Genomic DNA, 22,856 nt, shown 5'->3' with positions numbered 1-22,856 from the left:
GCGGAGCGAAGGGTAATAAATATACCCTTGAACGGAGTTAAGGGTATATGAACTAGACTTAACTACTTAAAGATCTAATTGTTGTTGGGCGAGATGGTAGTAAATCCCTTGTAGTGCCATTAGTTCTTCATGATTACCACGCTCAACTAGAATACCTTTGTCTAGTACCAAAATGCAGTCAGCATTGCGAACGGTTGAGAGTCGGTGAGCAATGATAAAGGTAGTGCGATCGCGGCTGATGCGCGTTAAATTCTGCTGAAATCTGCGTTCTGATTCTGTATCTAGGGAACTAGTTGCTTCATCCAGAACTAAGATGCGCGGTTCTCCCAACAAAGCACGAGCGATCGCAATTCTTTGTCTTTGTCCTCCAGAGAGATTAGAACCTCGCTCACCGACTTTGGTGTTATATCCTAAGGGTAATTCTTGAATAAAAGCATGAGCTTCTGCTAGCTTGGCAACTTCGGTCACTTTCTCCAAATTAAACTCATCGGAGTAGAGAGTAATATTTTCTAAGATAGTCCCAGAAAACAAGAAACATTCCTGGGGTACTACTCCCAATTGGCGACGCAAACTTGAGGGAGAAACGTGGCGAATATCGTGTCCATCCACCAGGATGCGGCCACTAGTCGCGTAATATAGGCTCTGCAATAGTTTCACCAAAGTACTTTTACCAGAACCACTGCGACCAACAATAGCGATAGTTTGCCCTGAGTTTACCTCAAAATTAAGGTTCTCCAGGATATTACGCTCCCCTTCTTGATCGTAGCGAAAGGTGACATTTTCAAACTTTACATCGCCCCGTAACTTAGGTAGAACCATCAATGGTGTTTCGGGAGTTTCTTCTGGAGTCTGGGAGAGTACATCATTAAGTCGTTCCACAGAAACCATTACTTCCTGCAACTGATCCCAAAGACCTACCAAAGATAGAACTGGGTTGATCACATTACCAATAAGCATATTAAAAGCTACAAACTGACCAATGGTAAGTTGATCCTCAATCACCAGTATCGCCCCGTACCATAACAGAGCTGTCGTACCTAAGATATTAATTAAGCTACCAGTTGATTGCAAACCATTAGCCAGTTTTTGACCGCGAAATCTTGAATTGAGTGTTGCCGTTAAACGATCTTCCCAACGCCAACGCAAATCTGCTTCAGCCGCCGCCGCTTTAACTGTAGCAACCCCCGTCATCATTTCTACTAGGGAGGAATTTTGCTCAGCTTCTTTGTTAAAGATTTGCCGTGATATCCCCCGCAGGAAGGGACTTGCCACCACGGTCAAAATGGCGATAGGGGGAATTAGTCCCACTACCAGCAAAGTAAGACGCCAGTTGTAATAAGCCATCAACCCGATGTAAACAATCGCCATCAAGGAATCTAGCCAGGTAGTAATCGCTTGGCGGGTAAGAAATCTTTGAATCTTTTGGTTTTCTTGAACGCGGGTAATAATATCTCCTACATGGCGCAATTCAAAGAAACTCAACGGTAACTTGAGAGCATGGCTAATAAAGCCGCTAATTAGGGTGAGGTCTAAACGATTAGCAAAGTAATCTAGCAGGTATTGACGAATTGCCATCAAGCCAATACGCCACACTCCAAACAGTACTAAACCGATGGCAAAGACATGAAGGGTGACGAAGCTTTTATTAACCACCACTCGGTCAAGAATGATCTGAGTAAACAGGGGAGTAATCAGACCAAAAACCTGAATCAACAAAGAGGCAAAGATAATTTGCACCACCAGGGAGCGGTAAGGCCAAATTACCCCTAAAAAGCTGCGGAGGGAGTTTTTTTGGTTAGGTACGGCTTCTAGGCGCTCGGTGGGGTCTAAGAGTAAGGCATAGCCAGTCCAACCAGCGAGAAATTCTTGGCGCGTTACTAATCGCTTGCCGACTCCAGGATCAGCCATCAGGACGCGATCGCCTTTAACTCGATAAACCACTACATAGTGATCGCCTTGCCAGTGAGCAATCCAGGGGTTTTTCTGCTCCACCAAGCGGCTTAAAGAAGCCCTAACGGGTCGTGCCTGAAATCCTAAACTTTCGGCACCATTAGCTAAGCTTTTGAGAGAAGCACCAGCACGGCCGACATTGGCGAGATTCCGCAGGTAGTTAAGGCTGAAGGTTTTGCCCCAGTAGCGGCTAATCATCGCTAAGCTAGCGGCTCCACAATCTGCGGCACTTTGTTGTTGAATGAAAGGATAGCGTTGCCAAAAGCTGCGTACTCGATAACCCTGCTTGGATGGTTTAGGAAAAACTACGCTTTCGGCTGGGGAGTTAGGCGGTGGTGGTGCTTGAGGTTCGCTGGCGGGCGACCGCGATCGCAGTGCTGGGGCTGTGCGGACTTTGGCAACAACCCTTGTCTTGTCTTGAGGAGAATGGTGGCTGTTGCTGGAGGGGGAATCAAAGGAGATTCCGGCATTCTCTACAGCTTGCCAATGTTCTTGGGGAAGTTGGTAAACTAACAAATCGGTTTGAGCAATCCACTCGGCTGGTGTGGCATGGGGATAGCCCCAACTTTCTCCTATACTGGGGGCGCTTGTTTGTTCACCTTGACTAATTTCGCCACTACACAGCCAAAAGCGTCCTGATGCAGAGGAGGCAACTAATGCTTCGCCAGCAGAAATCGTGGTTTCTCTTAAATAGGGTAAAACTTCTTGTAGTTGGGCTGCGGGTAAGCGTCGCCAGTCAGTTGAGGTTTTAAAGAAAATCAGGCGTTGTCGAGTTAGGGCAGTTTGCCGCAGGTACTCTTGTAGGTTGGGTAATCTTTCTAACCAAGACTGGAGTTGAGTTAGGGGAATCCAGGCAACTTGAGTATCACTAGCTGCGATCGCTTGTCTGAGGGAGGGAATATCGGCAAATAAAGTCTCAGTACCGAAGCTTTCTCCAGCCTCCAGCACCATTGCCGAAACTTCTCTGCTTCCAGATTTTTCTAAGCCTAACAAGCGAACCCGACCTTGGCAAATTAGATATAAGCCTAAGTTATCGTTTTCCTCTGTGGCAGAATTGTCTGCTAGATGGAGTGGGTTGTAACTATATAGAGTATCGCCTAGTTGAAATTCACGGGCTTCAAAGGCTTGAGTTAGTTGGGAAGCCTCCGTAGCATCTGTTTGAGATAGCCTCAAGAGGTTTAGGATCTCCGCAAGGATTGGGGAACTATTTTCGTGGCCTGAATTATGTCCCTGAACTCCTAACATGACCATTCACCCTAAAAAATCCCGCATTGCAAGTCCCAAGGTTGGAATTTCCGGGAAAGTGGCGCGGGTATTACCATTTTTCCAGGTTTTCTGGAGCCAACTACAAAATTTTTTGATTTTGAGTTGCTAGATATTTTTCAGAGTAAAGCTTTCCTTTTGCGCAAGGAAGCGTTTTTTGTAACAAATTTTTACATGAAATTGCTTTCCAGAGACTCCGTACCGCCGATTAATCTGCCTTAAGTGGGGTTTAATGCTATGCTTTACTGCCATGGAACAAAATTAAGGATTTTCTATCTGTTTGTTTACTTAGTTCTAACCTATAGTTTCTTAACAATAATCAGTACTTTTAATCCTTTTTTAAACTGCTTGTTTTGTGAAAATAAGTATTATCATTCCTTGTTTCAACGAAGTAAAAACTATTGAGGATGTTGTTCAAGCCGTCAAGGCATCTCCCATTAGTGAAGTGGAAATTATTATTATTGACGACTGCTCAACAGATGGCACAAGGCAGGTTTTGCAGTCTGTCATTGAACCACAAGTTAATAGAGTTATTTATCATGCTCGTAATTGTGGTAAGGGTGCCGCACTACGTACAGGAATTAATGCTGCAACGGGAGATATTATTATTATTCAAGATGCGGATCTTGAATATGACCCCCAAGAATATCCTCTGCTGATTAAGCCAATCTTAGAAAACAAAGCTGATGTAGTTTATGGCTCAAGATTTGCCGGGGGCAATGCCCATCGTGTTCTCTATTACTGGCATCTAGTAGGTAACAAGTTCCTCACAACTTTGTCTAACATGTTTACCAATATCAATCTTACTGATATGGAAACTTGCTACAAAGCTTTTCGTCGGGAAATTATCCAATCAATCAAAATTGAGGAAAATCGCTTTGGATTTGAACCGGAAATTACGGCGAAAGTTGCTAAAAAACACTGCCGCATTTACGAAGTAGGAATTTCTTACTACGGTCGTACCTACCAAGATGGCAAGAAAGTCAACTGGAAAGATGGATTTAGAGCTATTTATTGCATCTTAAAATATAATATTTTTTGACTAATCTTTGGGCAATAATTTTAGTTAATTAATCTGCTTATTTATAGGGTTTTTTAATGACTTCTGAGAAACATTGACCACAGATTGACACAAATAGATAGAGATAAAACATGGCGTTTTCACAATGTATCTAGAATTGCTATATATTGGGCAATGAAATTAAATCGAATTCAATATTTCCAAAAAATTTGCTTTGCTGGGCTTGCCGTGCTGTTTATTTCTTTATACTGCTATGGTGCCTTAGAGCATTCGAGGCGAGTCAACTTAGATCGAGACAAGATTGATCAGAGTGCTTATCTGAGCTATGCACAGAATATGTACGAAACTGACTATAACTACACTGGTGGACGCAACCGTATGCCAGTTTATCCCTTCTTACTATCACTAATATACGACCCTGATTTCAGCGAGAATGAGTACTTTACTCGAGGTAAATATTTTAATATTGCTTTATCAGCAGCAATTTTACCTGCACTATTTTTACTTCTAGCGGCTAGTTTTCCCCTGCGTCTTGCTGTTAATCTTTGGTTAATTGCTACTTTTACCGTATTTATTTTTAGAGCCGCCTACGTTCAAGTTGAGTTGTTATTTTACTTCTTGAACTTTTGTAGCTTTTTACTAATGTACAAACTGCTAATTAGACCTTCATGGCAATTAGGAATTATCAGTGGAGCTGTAATTGGCTTAACTCATCTTACTAAAGCATCAATATTACCTGGTTTATTGCTATTTATTCTATTTTTCTTAGGCAAAGAAATTTATTTATTTTGTACTCATCTCCAAACAAAGAAAAGAGATTTATCCAATATTTTAGCTGAAGCAAAAGGCTACTTAGTTTCTAATTTGCTAAGCTTAATTTTAGTTATTTTATGTTTTACAGTTACGATTTATCCCTATATCAGTAATAGTAATAGATTCTTTGGACATTATTTTTATAATGTCAATTCCACTTTTTATATGTGGTATGACTCTTGGCAAGAAGCCAAGCAGGGAACCAGACTTTATGGCGATGGAAAAGGCTGGCCAGAAATGCCCACGGACTTAATTCCGAGTCCCCAAAAATATTTACAAGAACACACAACTGGGCAAATATTCGAGCGGTTTTTGAATGGACTAGACAAAATATATTCGGTTACTAGTCAGTCTTACGGATACTTCAAATATGCCGCTATTTACCTGGCAATGGCTTTAATTATTACCTGTTTAAACTTTCGCAGCAGTTGGGCAATTGCTAAAAAGCATTGTTTCTTGATCTCGTTTACCCTAAGCTACTTAATCGCTTATTTGCTGCTTTATGCTTGGTATATTCCCATTGCCAGTGGTAGCAGATTTGTCTTGGCGCAATTTCTGCCCTTCATGTTCTTTATAGCATCAGTGTTAACCGTACACGCCCATCATCATCCGCGGATTAATATTTTTCGCTTTAAATTCAAGTGGTTTAATCTTTTTAATGCCTTAATACTAGGTATGATTTTATTTGAGATTTATCCAATACTTACTTATAGAATAGTCACTATGTTTGCGGGAAGATAGATTTATAATTCTCGCAAAATACTGTCTTTTTTATAATCACATTTATCTCAGTGTATATATCGATCCGTCGCTGACTTAAATTAATTTCATACTTTTGCAATCCCCCATGTAAACAATCATCCACTCAACCTTTCAGACAAGCATTTCACTGGTCTTATTACTTATTACCCTTCGCTCCGCTCAAGGGCATGCTTATTACCTATTACCCTTCGCTCCGCTCAAGGGCATGCTTATTCCTTCTTTCTTATTCCCCTCTTGGAGTCTTTCCAGATGTAACCTAGCCAAGCCAGAAAGAGGAATTAATGTCCTGATCATCCGCACAACTTATGCAAAAGCTGGCACAGTTGCTAGGCTTCGGTTTGCTGCTTTCCCAAACAGTTACTCTTCCTATCTTTGCTCAAACTACAGAAACCGAAACCAGCACTCCCATTCCTTCTGTCTCTGGTGGTGCCGCTTCTCTAAAAGTTTCTCCCCGCTTGGGAGTTGGCTATAGTACCTCTGGTGCTGGCTACGACGGCTTTACTCACCTAGAAGGCTTCATTCCTCTATGGCAAACTCCTGGTAGTACGCTCACTTTTATCGAAGGGCGACTGCTCTTAGAGACTGGCTCTCACTTAGGTGGTAACATTCTCTTAGGACATCGCTTTTACAGCGGTAAAGATAACAGAATTCTTGGCGGTTACGTTGCCTACGATAGCCGTAACACTGGCAATAGCATCTTCAACCAACTAGGAGCAGGATTTGAAAGCTTAGGGGATGATTGGGACTTTCGTCTTAATGCCTATGTACCCATTGGTGACACTCGTCAGTTAGTAGATAGGGATGTGGTTGAAACAGGTTTTCAACCCTTATCGGAACCCTTCTTTCAAGGTAACTCTTTAGTCGCACAAGGACAAAGAGAATTTCAGGAAATCCGTCGTTGGCAAGCAGCAATGGCGGGTTTTGATGTTGAAGGAGGAACCAGACTGGCTCGATTGGGCAGCCAAGGAGATTTGCGCGCTTATGCGGGGCTTTACTATTATGATGCTTCTGGTAGTGATGATATCCTAGGTTGGCGACTTAGACTAGAAGCTCGTCCTACGGATACTCTACGTTTAGGTTTGTCAGTTCAAGATGATGCCGCTTTTGGCACAAATGTTGTCTTAAGTGTGGGAGCAACTTTTCCGGGAACTCGCCCTCAAGGAGTCAGTAAACAGGATACAGTTTTAGCAAGGCTGGGAGAATCGGTAGTTCGCACCGCTAGTGTTGTCGTCGATTCTCAACAAGAATCTGAGTTATTTAATGAAACAGTCAGTGTTACAGCCAGTAATCCGGAAACAGGCGAACCTTGGTTGTTTCAGCAGGTAAATTTGGGAATACCTGGAGGGGATGGCACATTTGAAAATCCCTTTGGTACAGTTCAGGAAGCGCTCAACTCTAACCTCTCCGAAGGTAACGATATTGTCTATGTGCAAGGAGGCACAAACCCTGGTATTCCTGCTTTTAGTATTCCAGATCGAGTGCAGGTACTATCCACAGGGCCAGAACAACAATTAAATACTACCGAATTCGGGGTAGTGCAGTTGTCTTTGTCTGGTTCCGGTGTGCTACCTACGGTCACAGATACTGTTACCATGGGCAGTGATAGTGTTCTCTCTGGGTTTGCAATTACTGGTGTAACTGGTTCCGGTATTGTGGCGAGGGATATCAGTAATGGAGTAATTCGAGATAATATTATCTCCAGTTCCACAGAGGCAGGTGTTTTACTCGACAACACTACAGGCAAACTTACCCTAACTAATAATCTTGTCACGGGTGAAGCTGTACCAGCTCTGGTGGGGACAAATGTTAACCAGGTTGCGATCAATCAAAGTAGCTTAACCAGCCTTAATTCCGCAACAGATGGCATCTCATTAGACGGTGTAAACGGTACAGTTGAGATTAGTGATAGCACAGTTAATATTACTAACCCCACAGCCAACGGCATCTCAGTAGCAAACGCCACTGGGACAGTAAATATTAACGCTAATAATGGTAGTCAGATTACCAATACTGGAGAGGCGGGAATCAAACTGGAGGATAGTACAGGCTCAATTGCTGTTTCCGGTTTTGAGATTTCTAGCGTAGGTGGCGCGGGTATTGAGGCAACCAACATCAGCGATGCAGTAATTCAAAACAATGCAGTTACTAGCTCGTCTGATGCTGGCATTCTCTTGGCAGATACTACCGGGATTCTTACCCTCTCCAACAACAATATCACGGCTCAAGGAGTTCCTAGTTTCAAGGGAACAAACGTTAACAATATTGCGATTAGTAACAGCAGCTTAACTAGTAACGATTCGGCAACGGAGGGTATTGCACTAGATGGTGTTAGTGGTGCAGTTGAGATTAGTGATAGCACAATTGAAATTATTAGTGCGGCTGCAAATGGTATCTCGATCAATAATGCTAGTGGCACAATTACTATTGTCGCTAACAACGCTAGTCAGATTACTAATACTGGTAATAGCGGAATTTCTTTAACTGATTCTCCCGGTGCGATCGCGATCTCTGGTTTCGAGATTACTGATGCTGGGGATAGCGGAATTGTTGGCAAAAACCTCAGTGACGTCACACTTCAAGACAACCGCATCACTAATCCCGCCGGAAGAGGAATTGATTTAGACAATCTCAACGGTACAGGAGCGATCGCGAATAACACAGTCACTAACAGCGGACGTGAGGGTATTTTTCTCCAAGGGGCTGGTAATAACCAACAGGATATCACTATCGAGAGCAACACAATTAATGATAGCGGTAGTCAAGGTATTTTTGTGCAGTCTTCTGAACAAGCGGAGCAGAAGTTAGAGCTCAATAGCAACACGATTAGTAATAGTAAAGAACAGGGTATTTTTGTCCAGGCTTCAGGTAATAGCCAACAGGAAGTTAGCTTGGAAAGCAACACCATTAGTGACAGTGGTAGTCAAGGTATTTTTGTCCAAGCTGCCGAGCAAGCTCAACAGCAGTTTACCCTTAATAATAGTGAAGTTAGTAACAACGGTAGCCAGGGTATTTTTGTCCAGTCTTCTGAGCAAGCAGAACAAGATTTAACTCTCAATGAAAGCAAAATTAATAATAGCACTGGTGCAGGTATAGCCATTCAGTCTTCTGGGAATACTCAACAGAATGTTGCCCTCAATAATAGCGAAGTTGATAATACGACTCTTGACAGTGAAGGTAATGCTGGACAAGGTATTTTTGTCCAAGCTAATCAAGGTGCAATACAGCAGTTAACTGTTAATGAAAGTAAAATTAATAACAGCGCTGCCCAGGGTATTTTCTTGCAAGCTAATGATGCCCAACAACAGGATTTTACCATCAAGAGCAGCGAAGTTAGTAACAGCACTAGTTCAGGAATTTTTGTGCAAGCTTCTGGTGAAACTGAACAAAATTTCAGCATTACAGACAGCGAGGTTAGTAACACGAAACTGGATAGTCAGGGCAATGCTGGCCAAGGGATTTTTGTCCAGGCTAGTCAGGGCGTCCAGCAGAATTTTACTATCGACGATAGTAAGGTTAATAATAGTGCGGGACAGGGCATTTTTGTCCAAGTTGTTAGTGATTCTGAAGAAGTATCTACCTTACAAGAATTCGCCATCAACAACAGCACAATTAATAACAATGCCAGTGCAGGTATTTTTGTGCAAGCTTCGGGTAATACTGAACAAAACTTCAGCATTACAGACAGCGAGGTTAGTAGCACTAAACTGGATAGTCAAGGTAATGCTGGCCAAGGGATTTTCGTTCAGGCTAATCAGGGTGTCCAACAGGAGTTTGCAATTGACAATAGTGCAGTTATTGACAGCGCTGGTTCAGGTATTATTATTCAAGCCAACGACGCTCAACAACAGATATTTAGCATCAATGTTAGTGAAATAAGTAACAGCACTGACCAAGGTATTTTAGTTCAGTCTTCTGGAAATACTCAGCAGGAATTTACTATTAAAAACAGTGAAATTAGTGATAGCACTGGTGCGGGTATTTTAGTCCAAGCCACTGCTAACCAGGAAGGAGCGTCTCCTACACAGACCTTTAGTATCGATACTAATCAGGTAATTCGTAGTACGGGGCAAGGTATTTTAGTGCAGGCTGGGGGCAATACTCAACAGAGTTTAAATATTAGCAATAATACCATTGTAGAGAGTGGTTTTGAGGGGATTTTACTTCAGGCAAATAACAATGCTGAGGTTGTTGGTAATATCGAGTTCAACATTTTACAGGACAATAATATTCCTGGCTTTGCCGCAGCGATGAATAGCGCTCAAAACTTCTGCTTAGCCCTTAATGGTAACAGCAGCAACACAGATTTCCAGTTACAACGCAATGCAGGTGTCTTTCGAGTAGTGGATCGGGATAATGTAAGTAGTAAAAATACAAGTACAGTCAATTTCCTGCCAGCAGTAGCCAGCTTTGAGAATGTACCAGTTTGTCCTTAAGGTTGAGAGATTGCCACTCTAGCGCAAGCAGGGGAGCATTTTGTTCCCTAAAATTAGGGAAAGCAAGCAAGATGCCCGCACTACATACAAATGTATAAAAACGGGATGGTTCCCGCGAGGAGTCTCTTGGGTTAAATCGCTCTTTGCATTTGCTCAACTATACAGCTACAATCAGCACGTCGAGACACGATAGCAACCTTAGCCAATCTTCAATACAGGGAGCAGTCAGCGATGGGATTTGTCTTTGACCCACCGACCTCGACTAAAATCACTAAGATGAAAGAACGGGTTCGGTGGCAGCATCCTCTTATCGCCCAGCGTGGCATTGACCAAACTCGGCTAGCATTTGAACAAGAGTGGGCAGACCAACCTGATTTTTCCTTCTCAGTCATCGGTGATACTGGATCGGGATCTCGGCGAATGGGCAACCCCCAACGCCGTATAGCCGAGTACTTACTGGAGTGCAGCCAAGACAGCCGCTTTCTTTTGCATACGGGGGATGTTATTTATCTAGTTGGTTCCGATACTGACTACGCAGAAAAATTCATCCAACCCTACCGCGAGTTAATTGTCGGTGGCGAGCAATTAAGCAGTGTTACTTACGATCGCCTAGTTTTTTCCTTACCCTTTCTGCCAGTATTAGGCAACCATGACTACTGTGACTTATCCCCCTGGTTGGGTGTGCTAGCACGAGCGATGCTGCCACTGTATCGCCTTTTGGGTTCATCGCGGGAAATTGACCTGAGTTGGCGTGGTTCTCAGCAGGGTAATGCTTTTGCCAAAGCTTTTCTAGATTACCTCAAAGGGTTGGATCATGGCTCTGAGTTAGCTCAACATCTAGATCATCATTACACCATCCCAACAGATACGGGTCGTTGCCTACGTTACCAAGCCGGACAGTTTACTCGCCTTCCTAACCGCTACTACACTTTTCGTATCGGCGGGATTGACTTTTTTGCCCTCGATTCCACCACTTTGAATGTGCCTTCAACTTGTCCAGAAACACCCCTTGGGGAAGCCGACTGTCGTTGGCTGCAACACCACCGAACTCAACTGGAACAAGAAGCACAACAAATGCTTGAGGAGATGGCAACTCTCCGTACTAACTGGCCTGATAGACAAGACAAACTTAAGGATTTACAAAATAACCTGAAGCGAGTTAAAGCCAAGATTCGCGATATCGACCAACACATAGCTGCTGCTGACTCAACTGCTATCGATTTTGAGCAACTGGAGTGGCTGCGGCAAAAATTGATTGACTCTTGGCACACTCCAGAGGTGCGAGGAAGGGTAATCTATTTCCACCATCCCCCCTACGTTACAGAAGCCACTAAGTGTGGTCAACTCGAAACCTTGGCAATACGCCATCACTTACGCTGGGTACTAGATGAAGTATCCGCAGCAATAGGTATAATGCCTCAAGGACGTCCACTAGTTGATCTAATTATTAGTGGTCACGCTCACTGCCTAGAGTATCTCCGTACGGGTGATACAGGACATGCAGATTCTCACCTCAACTGGCTAGTTTGTGGTGGTAGTGGCTTTAGTGTCCGTCGCCAAAGTATCACGGGATCCCAGATTAGGGAGACTTTCCCCACTGATACGGGGAGTCAGACTCGATTGGTGGCAAACTCACAATTATTCGTTGGTCTTAGGGACGAAAGTGAGGGTGAGCGACATTCCTACTCATTTGCGCGCATTGATGTTCAGGAAGGCTGTCCTCCAAAATTTATTGTACGACCATTCGTCGTTGAGCGCTATGGACAACAGTGGCACAATCGACCCTTGGAACCGTTGTTACTTTGAGGATGACACGGCTGCAATTTCCTGAGTAGATGGCTGTTTAAGGTATTTTCAATGGGACGGTCTCCCTTATCTCCCTTGTCCCTCTCGTATTAAGTTTATGGGCATCACCTACTCAAGGGAGCATAACCAAAAGTAGCATTGAATTGACGACACCAGATCACGACAGAGCCAAATTCTGCTGGCTCAAGATCAGCAGGAATAGCATAGCGTTGAACACCACTTACCTGCTGAAGAGGCCCAAGGTTTACGTAGTCTGAATCTTGGTAGGATTGCGGTGGATTTTTGCGGTGGAATAGAACAAATAAATCCGGACCATCATCAGTTTTGAAGTCTTCGTCGAACTCTAGGTAACGTTGCCCATTTTCCGTAACTACGTTTACCATTCCTTTGGTAGGATGTTCCGCTGCCACAAAACTTCCCGAAGGGACAGTTGCCTGTGATACTACTGGGGAAGTGGCAAGTTGACTAGCAAAGGTTTGATGAAACTGAGCATCCTCTGCAAAGCTTGCAGTCAACAGAGCAATGGCACCAAAAATTCCTAGATAGTTAAGCTTCACGGCGTTAGTTTCTCCAAACTCGACTTCACGGACGATTATCCCCGATATCTAGCTGCTGCAGGATTAATATTTACTGAGAAGTTAGTTAAAAATTTCTGACGTGTACTTCAGGTTATTTTCAGGAACTTGTCAGCAATATAGATAACAATTAGTTTTTATTCTGGTGAGAGCAAAAAAAATATTAAGTTAAATTAACAATAGTACCGTCGCCAGAGGAAATCCTCGAAATGACAACTTCAAATTTGGCCAGCAAAGTTTTTAATAGTCGCCGGCTTAAGAAATTTTTTCAGGCTCGATTAGCTAGGTTATTACTGTTAGGTATCACGACATTATTTGTGGTAACATTCTCAACTTGTCTTACAGGAAATCAGCCAATTGAGCAGTTTTCTAACCAGCTTCATTCTCTACAGGAAAACTCACTAATTTGGCTAGAAGTGCCAAAGGGAATGGGAAACTATTTACTTACACCGACAGTAGTACTATTCGCGATCGCCGTAACCATCAAGAAAGTTTCTCCCCAACCGCAAAATTGGTCTAGGGTTCTGGTAGTAGGAATTTTGTTTGGGCTAACTATCCGTTATATTTTATGGCGATCGCTCTCTACCCTCAATTTTGCTGACCCCATTAATGGCTTTTTTAGCCTTGGCTTATTTTTCATGGAAATGCTGGTAGTTTTCACTAGCATTCTTCAGCTATTTTTAATGTTAAGGTCTAAGGATCGCCGTCACGAAGCTAACCAGTATAGTCGTCAAGTAGTAAATGGCTCTTTTTGTCCGTCCGTAGATATTTTTATACCTACTTATAACGAACCAATTTTCATCTTGAGGCGCACTTTAATTGGCTGTCAAGCCATCAATTACAGCAACAAGAAAATCTTTTTACTCGACGACACCAAGCGTCCGGAAGTAAAGCAGTTAGCTCAAGAATTGGGTTGTGGGTACATAGGTAGATACAAAAATTCCCATGCTAAAGCTGGAAACTTAAATAATGCAATTAGCAAAGTCAGCGGAGAATTAATTGTTGTATTTGATGCAGATTTTGTTCCTACTAAAGATTTTTTAGATCGTACTGTAGGATTTTTTCAAAATAAAAAAGTAGCCCTTGTGCAAACGCCTCAAAGCTTCTATAACGTCGATCCGATTGCTAATAACCTGGGTTTAGGCAATATCATAACTCCTGAAGAAGAAGTATTTTACCGACAAATTCAGCCAATTCGTGATGCGGCTGATGGAGTCCTTTGTTCTGGAACTTCTTTTGTGGTCAGACGTAGCGCCCTTATGGAGGTTGGATGCTTTTTCACTGAGTCCATAAGTGAAGATTACTTTACAGGTATTCGTTTATCGGCAAAAGGTCACCGTTTAGTATATCTAAACGAAAAACTGAGTGCTGGCTTAGCTGCTGACAACATATCCACCCATGCGGTTCAGCGATTGCGATGGGCAAGAGGAACATTGCAGGCATTTTTTGTCAAGGCTAATCCTTTAACTATTCCGGGACTGCGACCTTTACAAAGATTAGCTCACTTGGAAGGTTTACTACATTGGTTTAGTAGTATACCCCGTGTTGTATTTCTGATGATGCCCCTTGTTTACTCATTTGTCGGCATCATTCCTCTGCGAGCAACCGGAGCAGAATTAGTATATTTTTTCTTGCCTTACTATCTAGTTCAGTTAACAGTATTTTCTTGGTTGAATTACCGCTCTCGTTCAGCTTTATTGTCAGATATTTATTCTATAATTTTAGCTTTTCCCTTAGCTATTACAGTCATTCAAGTAATCTTAAATCCTTTTTCTAAGAGATTTAAAGTGACACCAAAAGGAACTTTAAAAAACCGCTTTTATTTTAATTGGAAACTAGCTTCTCCTTTAATTATCTTGTTCATCGCTACATTATTGAGCCTAGGCAAAAATTTACACTCGTGCCTAGTCCAGGGAGGTTGGATAGCAACAATGACGCCAGAAATTGACCAACAATTCAACGGTCTTGGCTTAGGTGCAATTTGGAGTGTTTACAACCTAGTAATGATTGGTATTGCCTTGTTAGCTTTAGTGGATGTCCCGAAACTAGATGTATATGAATGGTTTGAGCTGCGACGAGTGGTAAAACTCAATTGTGCTGGCAAAACTTGGTGGGGAGTAACCACAAGTATTTCTAAAGCTGGTGCTGAAATAGCATTGACGCAAGGAGGTCTTCCTGAGATTGCTCAAGGAGAAACCCTACCAGCAGTAGTAGAAATTCTTGAAGAGGGGATGATGCTGCAAGGACAAATCTCTATTACTGGGTTTAGCGGTGAATTCCCAGCAGCCAGGGTCATGTTCGAGCAGCTAACACTATCTCAACAAAGATGTCTAGTGGAGATGTTGTATTGCCGTCCAGGACAGTGGAAGCGCCAAAACACACCAGGAGAGTTGCGTTCTCTGTGGCTTTTGTTAAAGATATTGCTTAGACCACGAGTGTTATTTGACCGGAAGCAAAATGCGATCGCTCAGGAGTCCCGCAGTGCAGTTACCGTTTCCCAGATATAGCTGAGCAGATTTGGTAACCTGCAACTATAGATTTCGCAGCAAAATAGTTTTAGATCTTTCAAAATAAGTTTTTGGGGAAAAATGGCTATACCTAGGCAATGGCAACAGACTATTGAACCCGGCAGTCATGCCTTAGTAATTGGCGGTAGCATAGCTGGCTTGTTGGCAGCAAGGATATTAGTCAATCACTTTAGTCGAGTGAGTGTAGTTGAGCGTGATATCCTGCCACAGCAACCAGAAAAGCGTCCAGGAGTCCCTCAAGCTAGCCATGTCCATGTCTTACTCAGCCAGGGTCAACGGATTCTAGAGCAGTTGTTTCCCGGTTTGGCAGCTGAGTTGACCGCAGCAGGCGCGCCCACTGTAGACTGGACAGCTGATTGTTGCATGCTTGGTTTGTGGGGCTGGGAACCCCGCTGCCCTTCAGAACTGATTACCCGTACCTCTAGCCGTAACTTACTAGAGTGGCTGGTGCGCCGTCGCTTAGCAACCTACGAAAACTTGCAATTTTTGGCAGGGTCGCAGGTAACAAAGCTCTTAACCGATGAGAGTCACTCTACAGTGACAGGAGTACAACTGCGCTACCGGAACGAACCTCAAGAGAGAGAATTAACTGCTGATTTAGTGGTCGATGCTTCTGGACGCAATTCTTCTGTACCCAAGTGGTTGGAGACATTAGGTTACTTACCGCCCCCAGAAACTGTAATCAACTCTTTTCTGGGTTATAGCACCTGCTGGTATCAGCGTCCCGAAGGCTTACAAGCAGACTGGAAGGCACTGGTACTCACATCCAAGCCACCAGATAACCGTCGTACCGGAATACTCTATCCGGTGGAAGATAACCGTTGGGCCGTAACTCTGTCAGGTGTTGGTCGAGACTATCCACCTACCGATGAGGCGGGATTTCTAGAGTTTGCCCGGACACTGAGCAGTCCCATCATCTACGAAGCCATTAAAGACGCCCAACCCCTCTCCCCAGTCTATGGCTATCGAACTACAGAAAATCGCTGGCGTCACTACGAGAAACTCTCTAAATTGCCAGAGGGTTTGGTAGTCGTGGGAGATGCCGTCTGTGCCTTCAATCCCTTCTATGGTCAGGGTATGACTACTGCTGCCCTCACTGCCTTAACCCTCGATAGGTGCTTGCACGAGCAATCCCAACGCTCCCCTGGTAGCGTTAAGGGTCTGAGCAAGCATTTTCAAAAGCAACTGGCTCAATATTTTAGCTACCCCCTGGCTCATGGCAACAGGAGAGGATTTTCGCTGGGAAACCACGGAGGGTGGGAAGCCGAACATGGTGACTCGACTGATGCACCGCTATATGGATCTAGTTGTGCTGCTCTCTCTAGATCGTCCTGAAATCTACCGGACATTTGTAGAGGTGATGCAGATGGTCAAGCCTCCGGCAATACTGTTCAGACCCGGTATTCTGACAAAAGTCCTGATTCAGGCAATAAACTGGCGCGGCAAAATTGACTCCACTGTAACATTGGCTCCCTTGTCTCCCAGTTCCACTAGGTAGCTCTAGAGTATCGGTGCGGTAACCAGAAAACTTGCTGGAGTAAGGATAGAACAATTGAGGGCAAAAGGAAAGCTCTCTTGTGAGGCACAAGAGAGCTTTCTCACTTTATTAGCAGTAGGTAACTAAAGTAGCTAGATTCCTTTTACTCTCATGCCAAAGCTAAAAAGGAAGTAAGTTGCTAAGCTCCTACAAAATTGCCAAATTTTGTGAGTTAGCTGCCCTCGCCGCCTTCACCACCTTCATCTGCTGGTGAAGTCGTAGCTTCTGGTAAAGGTGTACTTTGTTCGGTTGTTGGTGCAGTATCCTCCGCTTCACCACCTTCATTAGCGGCATCACAGGCAGCAACAGTGGTCAAGAGACCCAAAGCCAGAAATACTTCAACAGTCTTTAAACGCATTTTGACACTCCTCAACTAGACTTCCAGAACTGTAAGGTTTAAGTTATGTTTCTTCCAACTATAAATTATAAAGTCAGCCAAACAAATCACAACATCTATAACTTAAGACTGATGCACTGTCAGCCTCATGGCAACTCGTTGGTTTTGTCAAGAGTGTTGCCTCAAAATGTGTTAGGCGAATTGGAACAATATAAATAACTCCTGCTTCAAGTTCTCACTATGATTCTTGCGATTGACAACGTTCTCACACCAGAAGAACTGAAATTAGTACTCGACAGCCTTGATCAAGCTGACTTTGTGGACGGCAAAACGACCGCAGGCTGGCATGCCAAACTAGTCAAAAATAATACTCAGCTTCAAGGTAAAGCTACTTATGCCCAGGATTTGCGAGAACTCATCAAGACTGCTCTCAAACGCAATGCTCTATTTCAGGTGGCATTACAGCCCAAGATAGTACACTCTATTTTGTTTAGCCGCTACGAGACAGGCATGTCCTATGGTAGGCACGTTGATAATGCCCTAATGAGCAAGCAGGAGTTCCTGCGCTCGGACGTTTCTTTTACCCTCTTTCTTAGTTCACCTTCCTCCTATGAAGGCGGCGAGCTAGTAATTGAAGGCGCAGCTGATGAGCATACTTATAAGCTTGAGGTAGGTTCTATGATTGTTTACCCCTCCTCAACCTTGCACTGCGTAGAGACAGTGACTGAAGGTGTGAGGTTAGTAGCTGTGGGTTGGGTTCAGAGTCTAGTTCGCGATCCCCACGAGCGAGAAATTTTGTTTGACTTGGATACAGCTCGTCGGTCAATCTTTGCCAAAGAGGGTAAAACTACTGAGTTCGACTTGCTCTCGAAATGCCATGCAAATTTATTGCGCAAGTGGGCTGAGTAAGAAACCGGATTGGTTTTACAAACCCAGATCTACTGCCACCCGATGGGCGCAGGCAAAACCCGAAAATGCCACAGCATTTAAACCTTGTCCTGGAAATGTACTATCCCCGACACAGTAAAGGCCGGGAACGGCTGTACGGTTAAAGGGCATCCCCAACAATCCCATCAACTTACGGCTGGGAATCGGCCCATAAGTTCCTTGTTCACGCCCCAAAAAGCGCTGGTGACTACGTGCTGTACCTACTTCCATGTAGTCTAATCCAGCATCTAAGCCAGGAAAAATCGCTTCTAGCCGTTCAATAACTTGCCCTGCGGCTTCTTCCTTCTTCTGTTCATATTCACTAGCAGACAACCCTTGCCACTCACTCATCCAGCTTGGCGTAAAGCTGTGAATGATGTGATAGCCTGGTGGGGCTAATTCTGGATCCAGTAAGGTCGGAATTGAGACAAAAATGGTGCCTTGCTCCTGCTCCATGTTCTCCCAGTTTTCCAGCAAGATGTGATGACACTCTGTACCTGGGGGCAAAACCTCAGCCTTGACGCCTAAGTGCAAACTCAAGAAACTCGGTGACTTTTGGTAGCGATCGCGCCACTTTTTCTCAGTTACTGGCATCTCAGTTACTGGCAGCAGTTTCTCAAAAGTATCCCAACGTGTAGCATTGGAAATCACACGCTTGGCTCGATACTCTTCGCCCGTTGCCAGCTTGACACCTACTGCTTTGCCCTTCTCTAACACAATTTTGGTCACCCTGGCTTTGTACTGAATCGAGCTCCCGGTTTTTTCAAGTCCTTCCACCAGCTTTTGCGCAATTTGCCCGACGCCACCCTTAGGGTAATTAATGCCACCATAGTGCCGATCAGAGAATACCATCCCCGCATTAATCATCGGCGTCCGGTCAGCAGGTACTACCGACCAACAGTAGCACTCCATATCAATAAACTTAAGTAGTTGGGGGTCGCTAATATACTTACGAGCCAAATCCCCGGCATTCTGGGGAAGATATTTTACTAAACCTAAACAAGCCAACGGATGCTGGAAGAATACCCGTGTTAGATAGCGGAGTTCTTCTAAAGAAAGCAACTCCATCGCATTGAGACAGTTAAATACCTGCCAACATTCATCATAAAACTGGCGAATTCCCTGCTTTTGTTGAGGAAAGTGAGCTGTTAGTTCTTGCAAGAATTTCTCATAATCCTTATGTACTTTCAGCTCTAATCCAGCAGGTAGATGATAATGGATCTGTACTGGATCCGGGATAGTTTCCAGGCTGACATTGACCGCATCCAGAGCCTTAGTAAGCAGATTTGTTGTTCCTTGAGTGCCAAAGCCAAAGATCATCGAGGCTCCCACATCAAAGCGGTAGCCTTCTCGCTCAAAATAACCAGCACTGCCGCCAGGAATTAGATAGCGCTCCAGCACCAGCACTTTCGCGCCTTTAGCTGCTAACTGAGTGGCCGTTACTAGCCCTCCGATGCCAGAGCCAATAACAATAACATCAAAGGTTGATGCCTCTGGAATGGAACGAGATTGGTTGCTCAAAGTTCGAGGTTAGGAAGCTACAGGCTTGAAACCGATGATTCGTTCAATTTGGTTAAGCGAATCGGTGACTAACAAAGTTTAGCATTGGTCATAGAAGAAAAAAGTGGGTACTAGCTAGCCTGCTATGTCTTGCCAGTCCCACCTGCCGATCCTTGTATAAGAGGAGAACACTGAAAGGTAATATATAGTTATTGAAAATAAATGTCAATACTTAGATAATTAGTCTTCTCTCCAACAAGATAAGCTTGCTAAGCTCGATTTGATTAGGAAAAGCATTATTATTGTCCAGTTCAAAACTTTAAAGTTTCATCTCCACTGTATTTACTGCCATGGCTAGCCAACTACATGTCTACGTTCCACCCCATCCACTGATTAAGCATTGGCTGGGTGTCGCCCGCAACGCCGCAACGCCTCCACCTCTGTTTAAGAGTGCAATTAAGGAGTTGGGGCGCTGGCTAACCTACGAAGCAGTTCGTGACTGGTTGCCCACGGAAGAACTCACCGTGCAAACACCCGTCGCTCCCTGCGCTGCAACAATGGTTAATCCAGACGTACCATTAGTAGTGGTGCCAATTCTGCGAGCCGGATTGGGCTTATTAGAGGGGGCTCAGACTTTATTGCCTTTGGCATCAATTTATCATTTTGGCTTAGTACGCAATGAGGAAACTCTCGAAGCCACCTGCTACCTTAATAAATTGCCAAAACAATTTGCCCCGCAGACACGAGTCTTAATTACCGAGCCGATGCTGGCAACTGGCGGATCCATTATGATGACTATGGCAGAATTGACTGAGCGAGGAGTAGATCCGGCTCTGACACGGATCATTAGCGTAGTCACAGCACCACCAGCTTTACAAAAACTAGGTAAGGTTTATCCCAGTTTGACCATTTACACTGCAACAATTGACGAAGAGCTTAACTCTCAAGGGTATATTGTTCCTGGTTTGGGTGATGCAGGTGATCGGCTCTTTGGCACTGAAGGCTAGACTAGAAAGGACTTCCTTTGCTTCCTGGCTGTCCGTTCTCGTGCTAATGACCACACCTCATATTCCCTAGGCTGTTAGGTGACAGGGGCAGTCAACAGTTAAGCTTGAGAAAAGTTGCGTTTTAGAAATCAAGGGCAGAAAAATAAAATGAGTGAGCGCGATGCTTTTACAGGTGGATTTCTGGCTGGAGCTGTAATGGGTAGTTTGCTTGGTGGAGTAATCGGCGCTCTGGTTGCAGCAAGGCGCGATGAAGAAGAAGGAACAAAAGAGGGTTCACTACTAAATACAGGACTATCCACAAGCAGGCCTCTTAAAGGTAAAAGAGGTCAAATCCAGACAGAAGAGAGTATTGAGGGATCTCGTCGCAGCCTAGAAGACAAAATTGCCCAGCTAAACATGGCAATTGACGATGTTCGTCAGCAACTGGGTAATGTCAATGGTAATTCTGAAGCGAGGAACCGCGAGCGATCTCTAGATTCCTGAGCAGGAAACAGCAGCAGAATCGACCATCCCCCTCGTCTCCATGGCTTTTCTAGGTGGCTTGGGCAATCTAGGGGTGATATCCGTTAAACTTACTTCAAGAAGGCTCAACGGCCCATAAAAACTTAGCAAGGAAGCTTTTTTAGTAATGAGTGCTACAGAACTGCTGACCAACAGTCTCGCCAACTTTATCAATATCTATCTGCTTTTAATATTCGTCAGAATTCTTTTAACTTGGTTTCAAACAGTAGAATGGATGAATCAAGTAGCCGCTTTCTTAAGCCCGATTACTGACCCCTACCTTAATCTCTTTCGTTCTTTCGTTCCACCGATTGGAGGTTTAGATTTATCCCCTATCCTAGCGATTATAGTTCTAAATATCTTATCTCAACTGTTCACGAGCATATAACTAGCAGGCTTTAATGGGGAAGCTTGAGAGCATGCTCAGCTTTAGGGAACTGTTACTAGGTCAAGAACTAGGTAAAATCACTCTCCCTCTTTCTCTTTAACGGCGAACTTTACCTGTAAAACCAGAAGCTTTGAATTGCTCAAGCTGAAGTGGGGTTGCTTGACTAGTTGGAACAGTAATTCTCAGTTCAAAATCACTTACACCCGGTGGTACTTGCTCAATTGAACCCAACCGGGTGCGATTTTGCATAATTCGATTGCCGTTAGCATCATAAATGCGACCGAAAATGTCAGCATTGACTACCGGTTTACCAGACTTGTTCTCTGCTTTGCCAGTAATCAAGAAGCAGTTGGCAGCTCTACTACCACCGCCACTTGTTACGGTTCCTGCTGCCAATTCGGCAGGGCATTGATGATAAGCAAGGTCTGATAGGTTAATCTGAACTACTGCCATCGCCGCTGGGCTGAAGGCTAAACTTGTAATCCAAAGAAAACAAGAAACCGTAATGGTAACGAGGTAACTTCTAAATCTCATAAATTAACCAAAAAGTTAATACTCATAGCTAAATCTAACCTTCAGCTTACCGCGAATTAGCCAGCTTACTTCCCTCAAATTGTAACGTCTAAACCATTTGTAGTTTAATGATATATTATGGCGAGAATTAGCTATTAATCTGGTAAAAAATTCTCAAGCCTCAATGACAGGTGAGCTAGTCTCCTGACGCAAAGTTCCATGACCCCAGCAGAGATTGAAGCCTTCCTCAAAGTTGCTTTTGTTATGTGCGAAGTAGCACTATGCCCTCTCACAGATCAACAGAGGGAAATTTTGTTGCAGGTGGTTGCACAGTCAACAACTAGTCAACTTCAAAGCACACAGACAACGGCTGATTCGGATAGTGTGACAGAGAATCCTCTCAACGAGATGACTCCAGAACAACGTCAGGCTTTACTACTGTTTGTCAAAGAGCAACAACAGCAAGGTGTTTCCTGGAAAATTAGATTACTCAACGATTGGCTCCATAGTCGAGAATCTGGAGCAGTGCAATTCATTCACGATCAGTACGGACCCCAATGGCTCAATCGCATCAAGCCATTACATCTAGCGCAATATTGGGAAACAGAAACACCTTCAGATAGATTAAATCTGAAAATAGGCGATCGCATCGAAGTTTCTAACGGACTCTGGGAGTGGGTGCAAGAGAGTGGTCCTTGCCAACGTGAGTGGTTTCCATGTACTGTCGTAGGCCTTTCCCAAAGTTCAGACGGCAACAGAGACTACTGCAACTGTATAGTTCGCTTTGACAACGGTATCGAGTACGAAATTCAAGGCATTTATCAGTGGAATTTGTATAACTGGCGCTGGGCTTCCTGAAGAGTGTGGTGATGATTCAGCAGGAATATTAAACTTCGATGCTCGTTCAAACCAGAAATTTAGCAGTTATGGCAACCGCCAAGGCGGTTAGGACGCCAGATGCAATAGCTTAATAGCTTCTTTGGAGGTTTCCCTAA

General features: G+C 43.9%; 16 protein-coding genes. 11 read left to right on the top strand and 5 right to left on the bottom strand.

Features of this window, described 5'->3' with window-relative positions; translation table 11 throughout:
- Positions 1-66: 66 nt before the first annotated feature.
- Positions 67-3,195 carry a peptidase domain-containing ABC transporter gene (locus ACT7WV_RS25420; protein ID WP_445105541.1) on the bottom strand — a complete coding sequence of 1,043 codons (3,129 nt, stop codon included), beginning with the start codon at positions 3,193-3,195 and terminating at the stop codon, positions 67-69.
- A 373-nt stretch (positions 3,196-3,568) separates the two neighbouring features.
- Between ACT7WV_RS25420 and ACT7WV_RS25415 the strand changes: the two genes are divergently transcribed.
- The 4 genes from ACT7WV_RS25415 to ACT7WV_RS25400 all read left to right on the top strand — a co-directional run bounded on the left by ACT7WV_RS25415 (position 3,569) and on the right by ACT7WV_RS25400 (position 12,048).
- Positions 3,569-4,255, top strand: coding sequence for a glycosyltransferase family 2 protein (locus tag ACT7WV_RS25415; protein ID WP_445104761.1), 687 nt, complete (start codon positions 3,569-3,571; stop codon positions 4,253-4,255).
- Between the two features lie 153 nt (positions 4,256-4,408).
- Positions 4,409-5,788, top strand: a complete 1,380-nt coding sequence (locus ACT7WV_RS25410; protein ID WP_445105540.1) for a hypothetical protein — start codon at positions 4,409-4,411, stop codon at positions 5,786-5,788.
- 326 nt (positions 5,789-6,114) lie between these two features.
- Positions 6,115-10,242 carry a beta strand repeat-containing protein gene (locus ACT7WV_RS25405; RefSeq protein WP_445105539.1) on the top strand — a complete coding sequence of 1,376 codons (4,128 nt, stop codon included), beginning with the start codon at positions 6,115-6,117 and terminating at the stop codon, positions 10,240-10,242.
- Positions 10,243-10,473: 231 nt separating this feature from the next.
- A complete protein-coding gene (locus ACT7WV_RS25400; RefSeq protein WP_445105538.1) occupies positions 10,474-12,048 on the top strand; it encodes a metallophosphoesterase in 1,575 nt (524 codons plus the stop codon).
- A gap of 104 nt (positions 12,049-12,152) precedes the next feature.
- Here ACT7WV_RS25400 and ACT7WV_RS25395 read toward each other — a convergent pair whose 3' ends face one another.
- On the bottom strand, positions 12,153-12,605 hold the full coding sequence (locus ACT7WV_RS25395) for a DM13 domain-containing protein (RefSeq protein WP_445105537.1): 453 nt from the start codon (positions 12,603-12,605) through the stop codon (positions 12,153-12,155).
- Between the two features lie 227 nt (positions 12,606-12,832).
- Between ACT7WV_RS25395 and ACT7WV_RS25390 the strand changes: the two genes are divergently transcribed.
- Both ACT7WV_RS25390 and ACT7WV_RS25385 read left to right on the top strand, forming a co-directional pair.
- Positions 12,833-15,130, top strand: coding sequence for a glycosyltransferase family 2 protein (locus ACT7WV_RS25390; RefSeq protein WP_445105536.1), 2,298 nt, complete (start codon positions 12,833-12,835; stop codon positions 15,128-15,130).
- A gap of 81 nt (positions 15,131-15,211) precedes the next feature.
- Positions 15,212-16,486 (top strand): FAD-dependent oxidoreductase, encoded by a 1,275-nt coding sequence (locus tag ACT7WV_RS25385; RefSeq protein ID WP_445105535.1) that lies wholly within the window; start codon positions 15,212-15,214, stop codon positions 16,484-16,486.
- 374 nt (positions 16,487-16,860) lie between these two features.
- Here ACT7WV_RS25385 and ACT7WV_RS25380 read toward each other — a convergent pair whose 3' ends face one another.
- Entirely contained in the window at positions 16,861-17,046 is a 186-nt protein-coding gene (locus tag ACT7WV_RS25380) for a hypothetical protein (RefSeq protein ID WP_445105534.1), read from the bottom strand.
- Positions 17,047-17,265: 219 nt separating this feature from the next.
- Here ACT7WV_RS25380 and ACT7WV_RS25375 point away from each other — a divergent pair, with 219 nt between their 5' ends.
- Entirely contained in the window at positions 17,266-17,934 is a 669-nt protein-coding gene (locus ACT7WV_RS25375) for a Fe2+-dependent dioxygenase (protein ID WP_445105533.1), read from the top strand.
- Positions 17,935-17,949: 15 nt separating this feature from the next.
- On the opposite strand, the gene crtH is transcribed toward ACT7WV_RS25375, so the two are convergent.
- Positions 17,950-19,473 carry a carotenoid isomerase gene (gene crtH, locus ACT7WV_RS25370; RefSeq protein ID WP_445105532.1) on the bottom strand — a complete coding sequence of 508 codons (1,524 nt, stop codon included), beginning with the start codon at positions 19,471-19,473 and terminating at the stop codon, positions 17,950-17,952.
- A gap of 329 nt (positions 19,474-19,802) precedes the next feature.
- Between crtH and upp the strand changes: the two genes are divergently transcribed.
- The 3 genes from upp (at position 19,803) to ACT7WV_RS25355 (ending at position 21,348) form a co-directional block, all read left to right on the top strand.
- Positions 19,803-20,459 carry a uracil phosphoribosyltransferase gene (gene upp, locus ACT7WV_RS25365; RefSeq protein WP_445105531.1) on the top strand — a complete coding sequence of 219 codons (657 nt, stop codon included), beginning with the start codon at positions 19,803-19,805 and terminating at the stop codon, positions 20,457-20,459.
- A gap of 147 nt (positions 20,460-20,606) precedes the next feature.
- Entirely contained in the window at positions 20,607-20,942 is a 336-nt protein-coding gene (locus tag ACT7WV_RS25360; RefSeq protein WP_445105530.1) for a ssl2009 family thylakoid membrane protein, read from the top strand.
- A 145-nt stretch (positions 20,943-21,087) separates the two neighbouring features.
- Positions 21,088-21,348, top strand: a complete 261-nt coding sequence (locus ACT7WV_RS25355; RefSeq protein ID WP_445105529.1) for a YggT family protein — start codon at positions 21,088-21,090, stop codon at positions 21,346-21,348.
- A 96-nt stretch (positions 21,349-21,444) separates the two neighbouring features.
- Here the strand turns inward: ACT7WV_RS25355 and ACT7WV_RS25350 are convergent, their stop codons facing one another.
- Complete coding sequence (locus ACT7WV_RS25350; protein ID WP_445105528.1) at positions 21,445-21,882, bottom strand: FxLYD domain-containing protein; 438 nt, start codon at positions 21,880-21,882, stop codon at positions 21,445-21,447.
- A gap of 198 nt (positions 21,883-22,080) precedes the next feature.
- Between ACT7WV_RS25350 and ACT7WV_RS25345 the strand changes: the two genes are divergently transcribed.
- Positions 22,081-22,719, top strand: coding sequence for a hypothetical protein (locus tag ACT7WV_RS25345; protein ID WP_445105527.1), 639 nt, complete (start codon positions 22,081-22,083; stop codon positions 22,717-22,719).
- Positions 22,720-22,856: the final 137 nt, after the last annotated feature.

It is taken from the genome of Symploca atlantica LB2515, from assembly GCF_052546295.1.
This window is presented reverse-complemented; position numbering and strand designations above follow the sequence as displayed.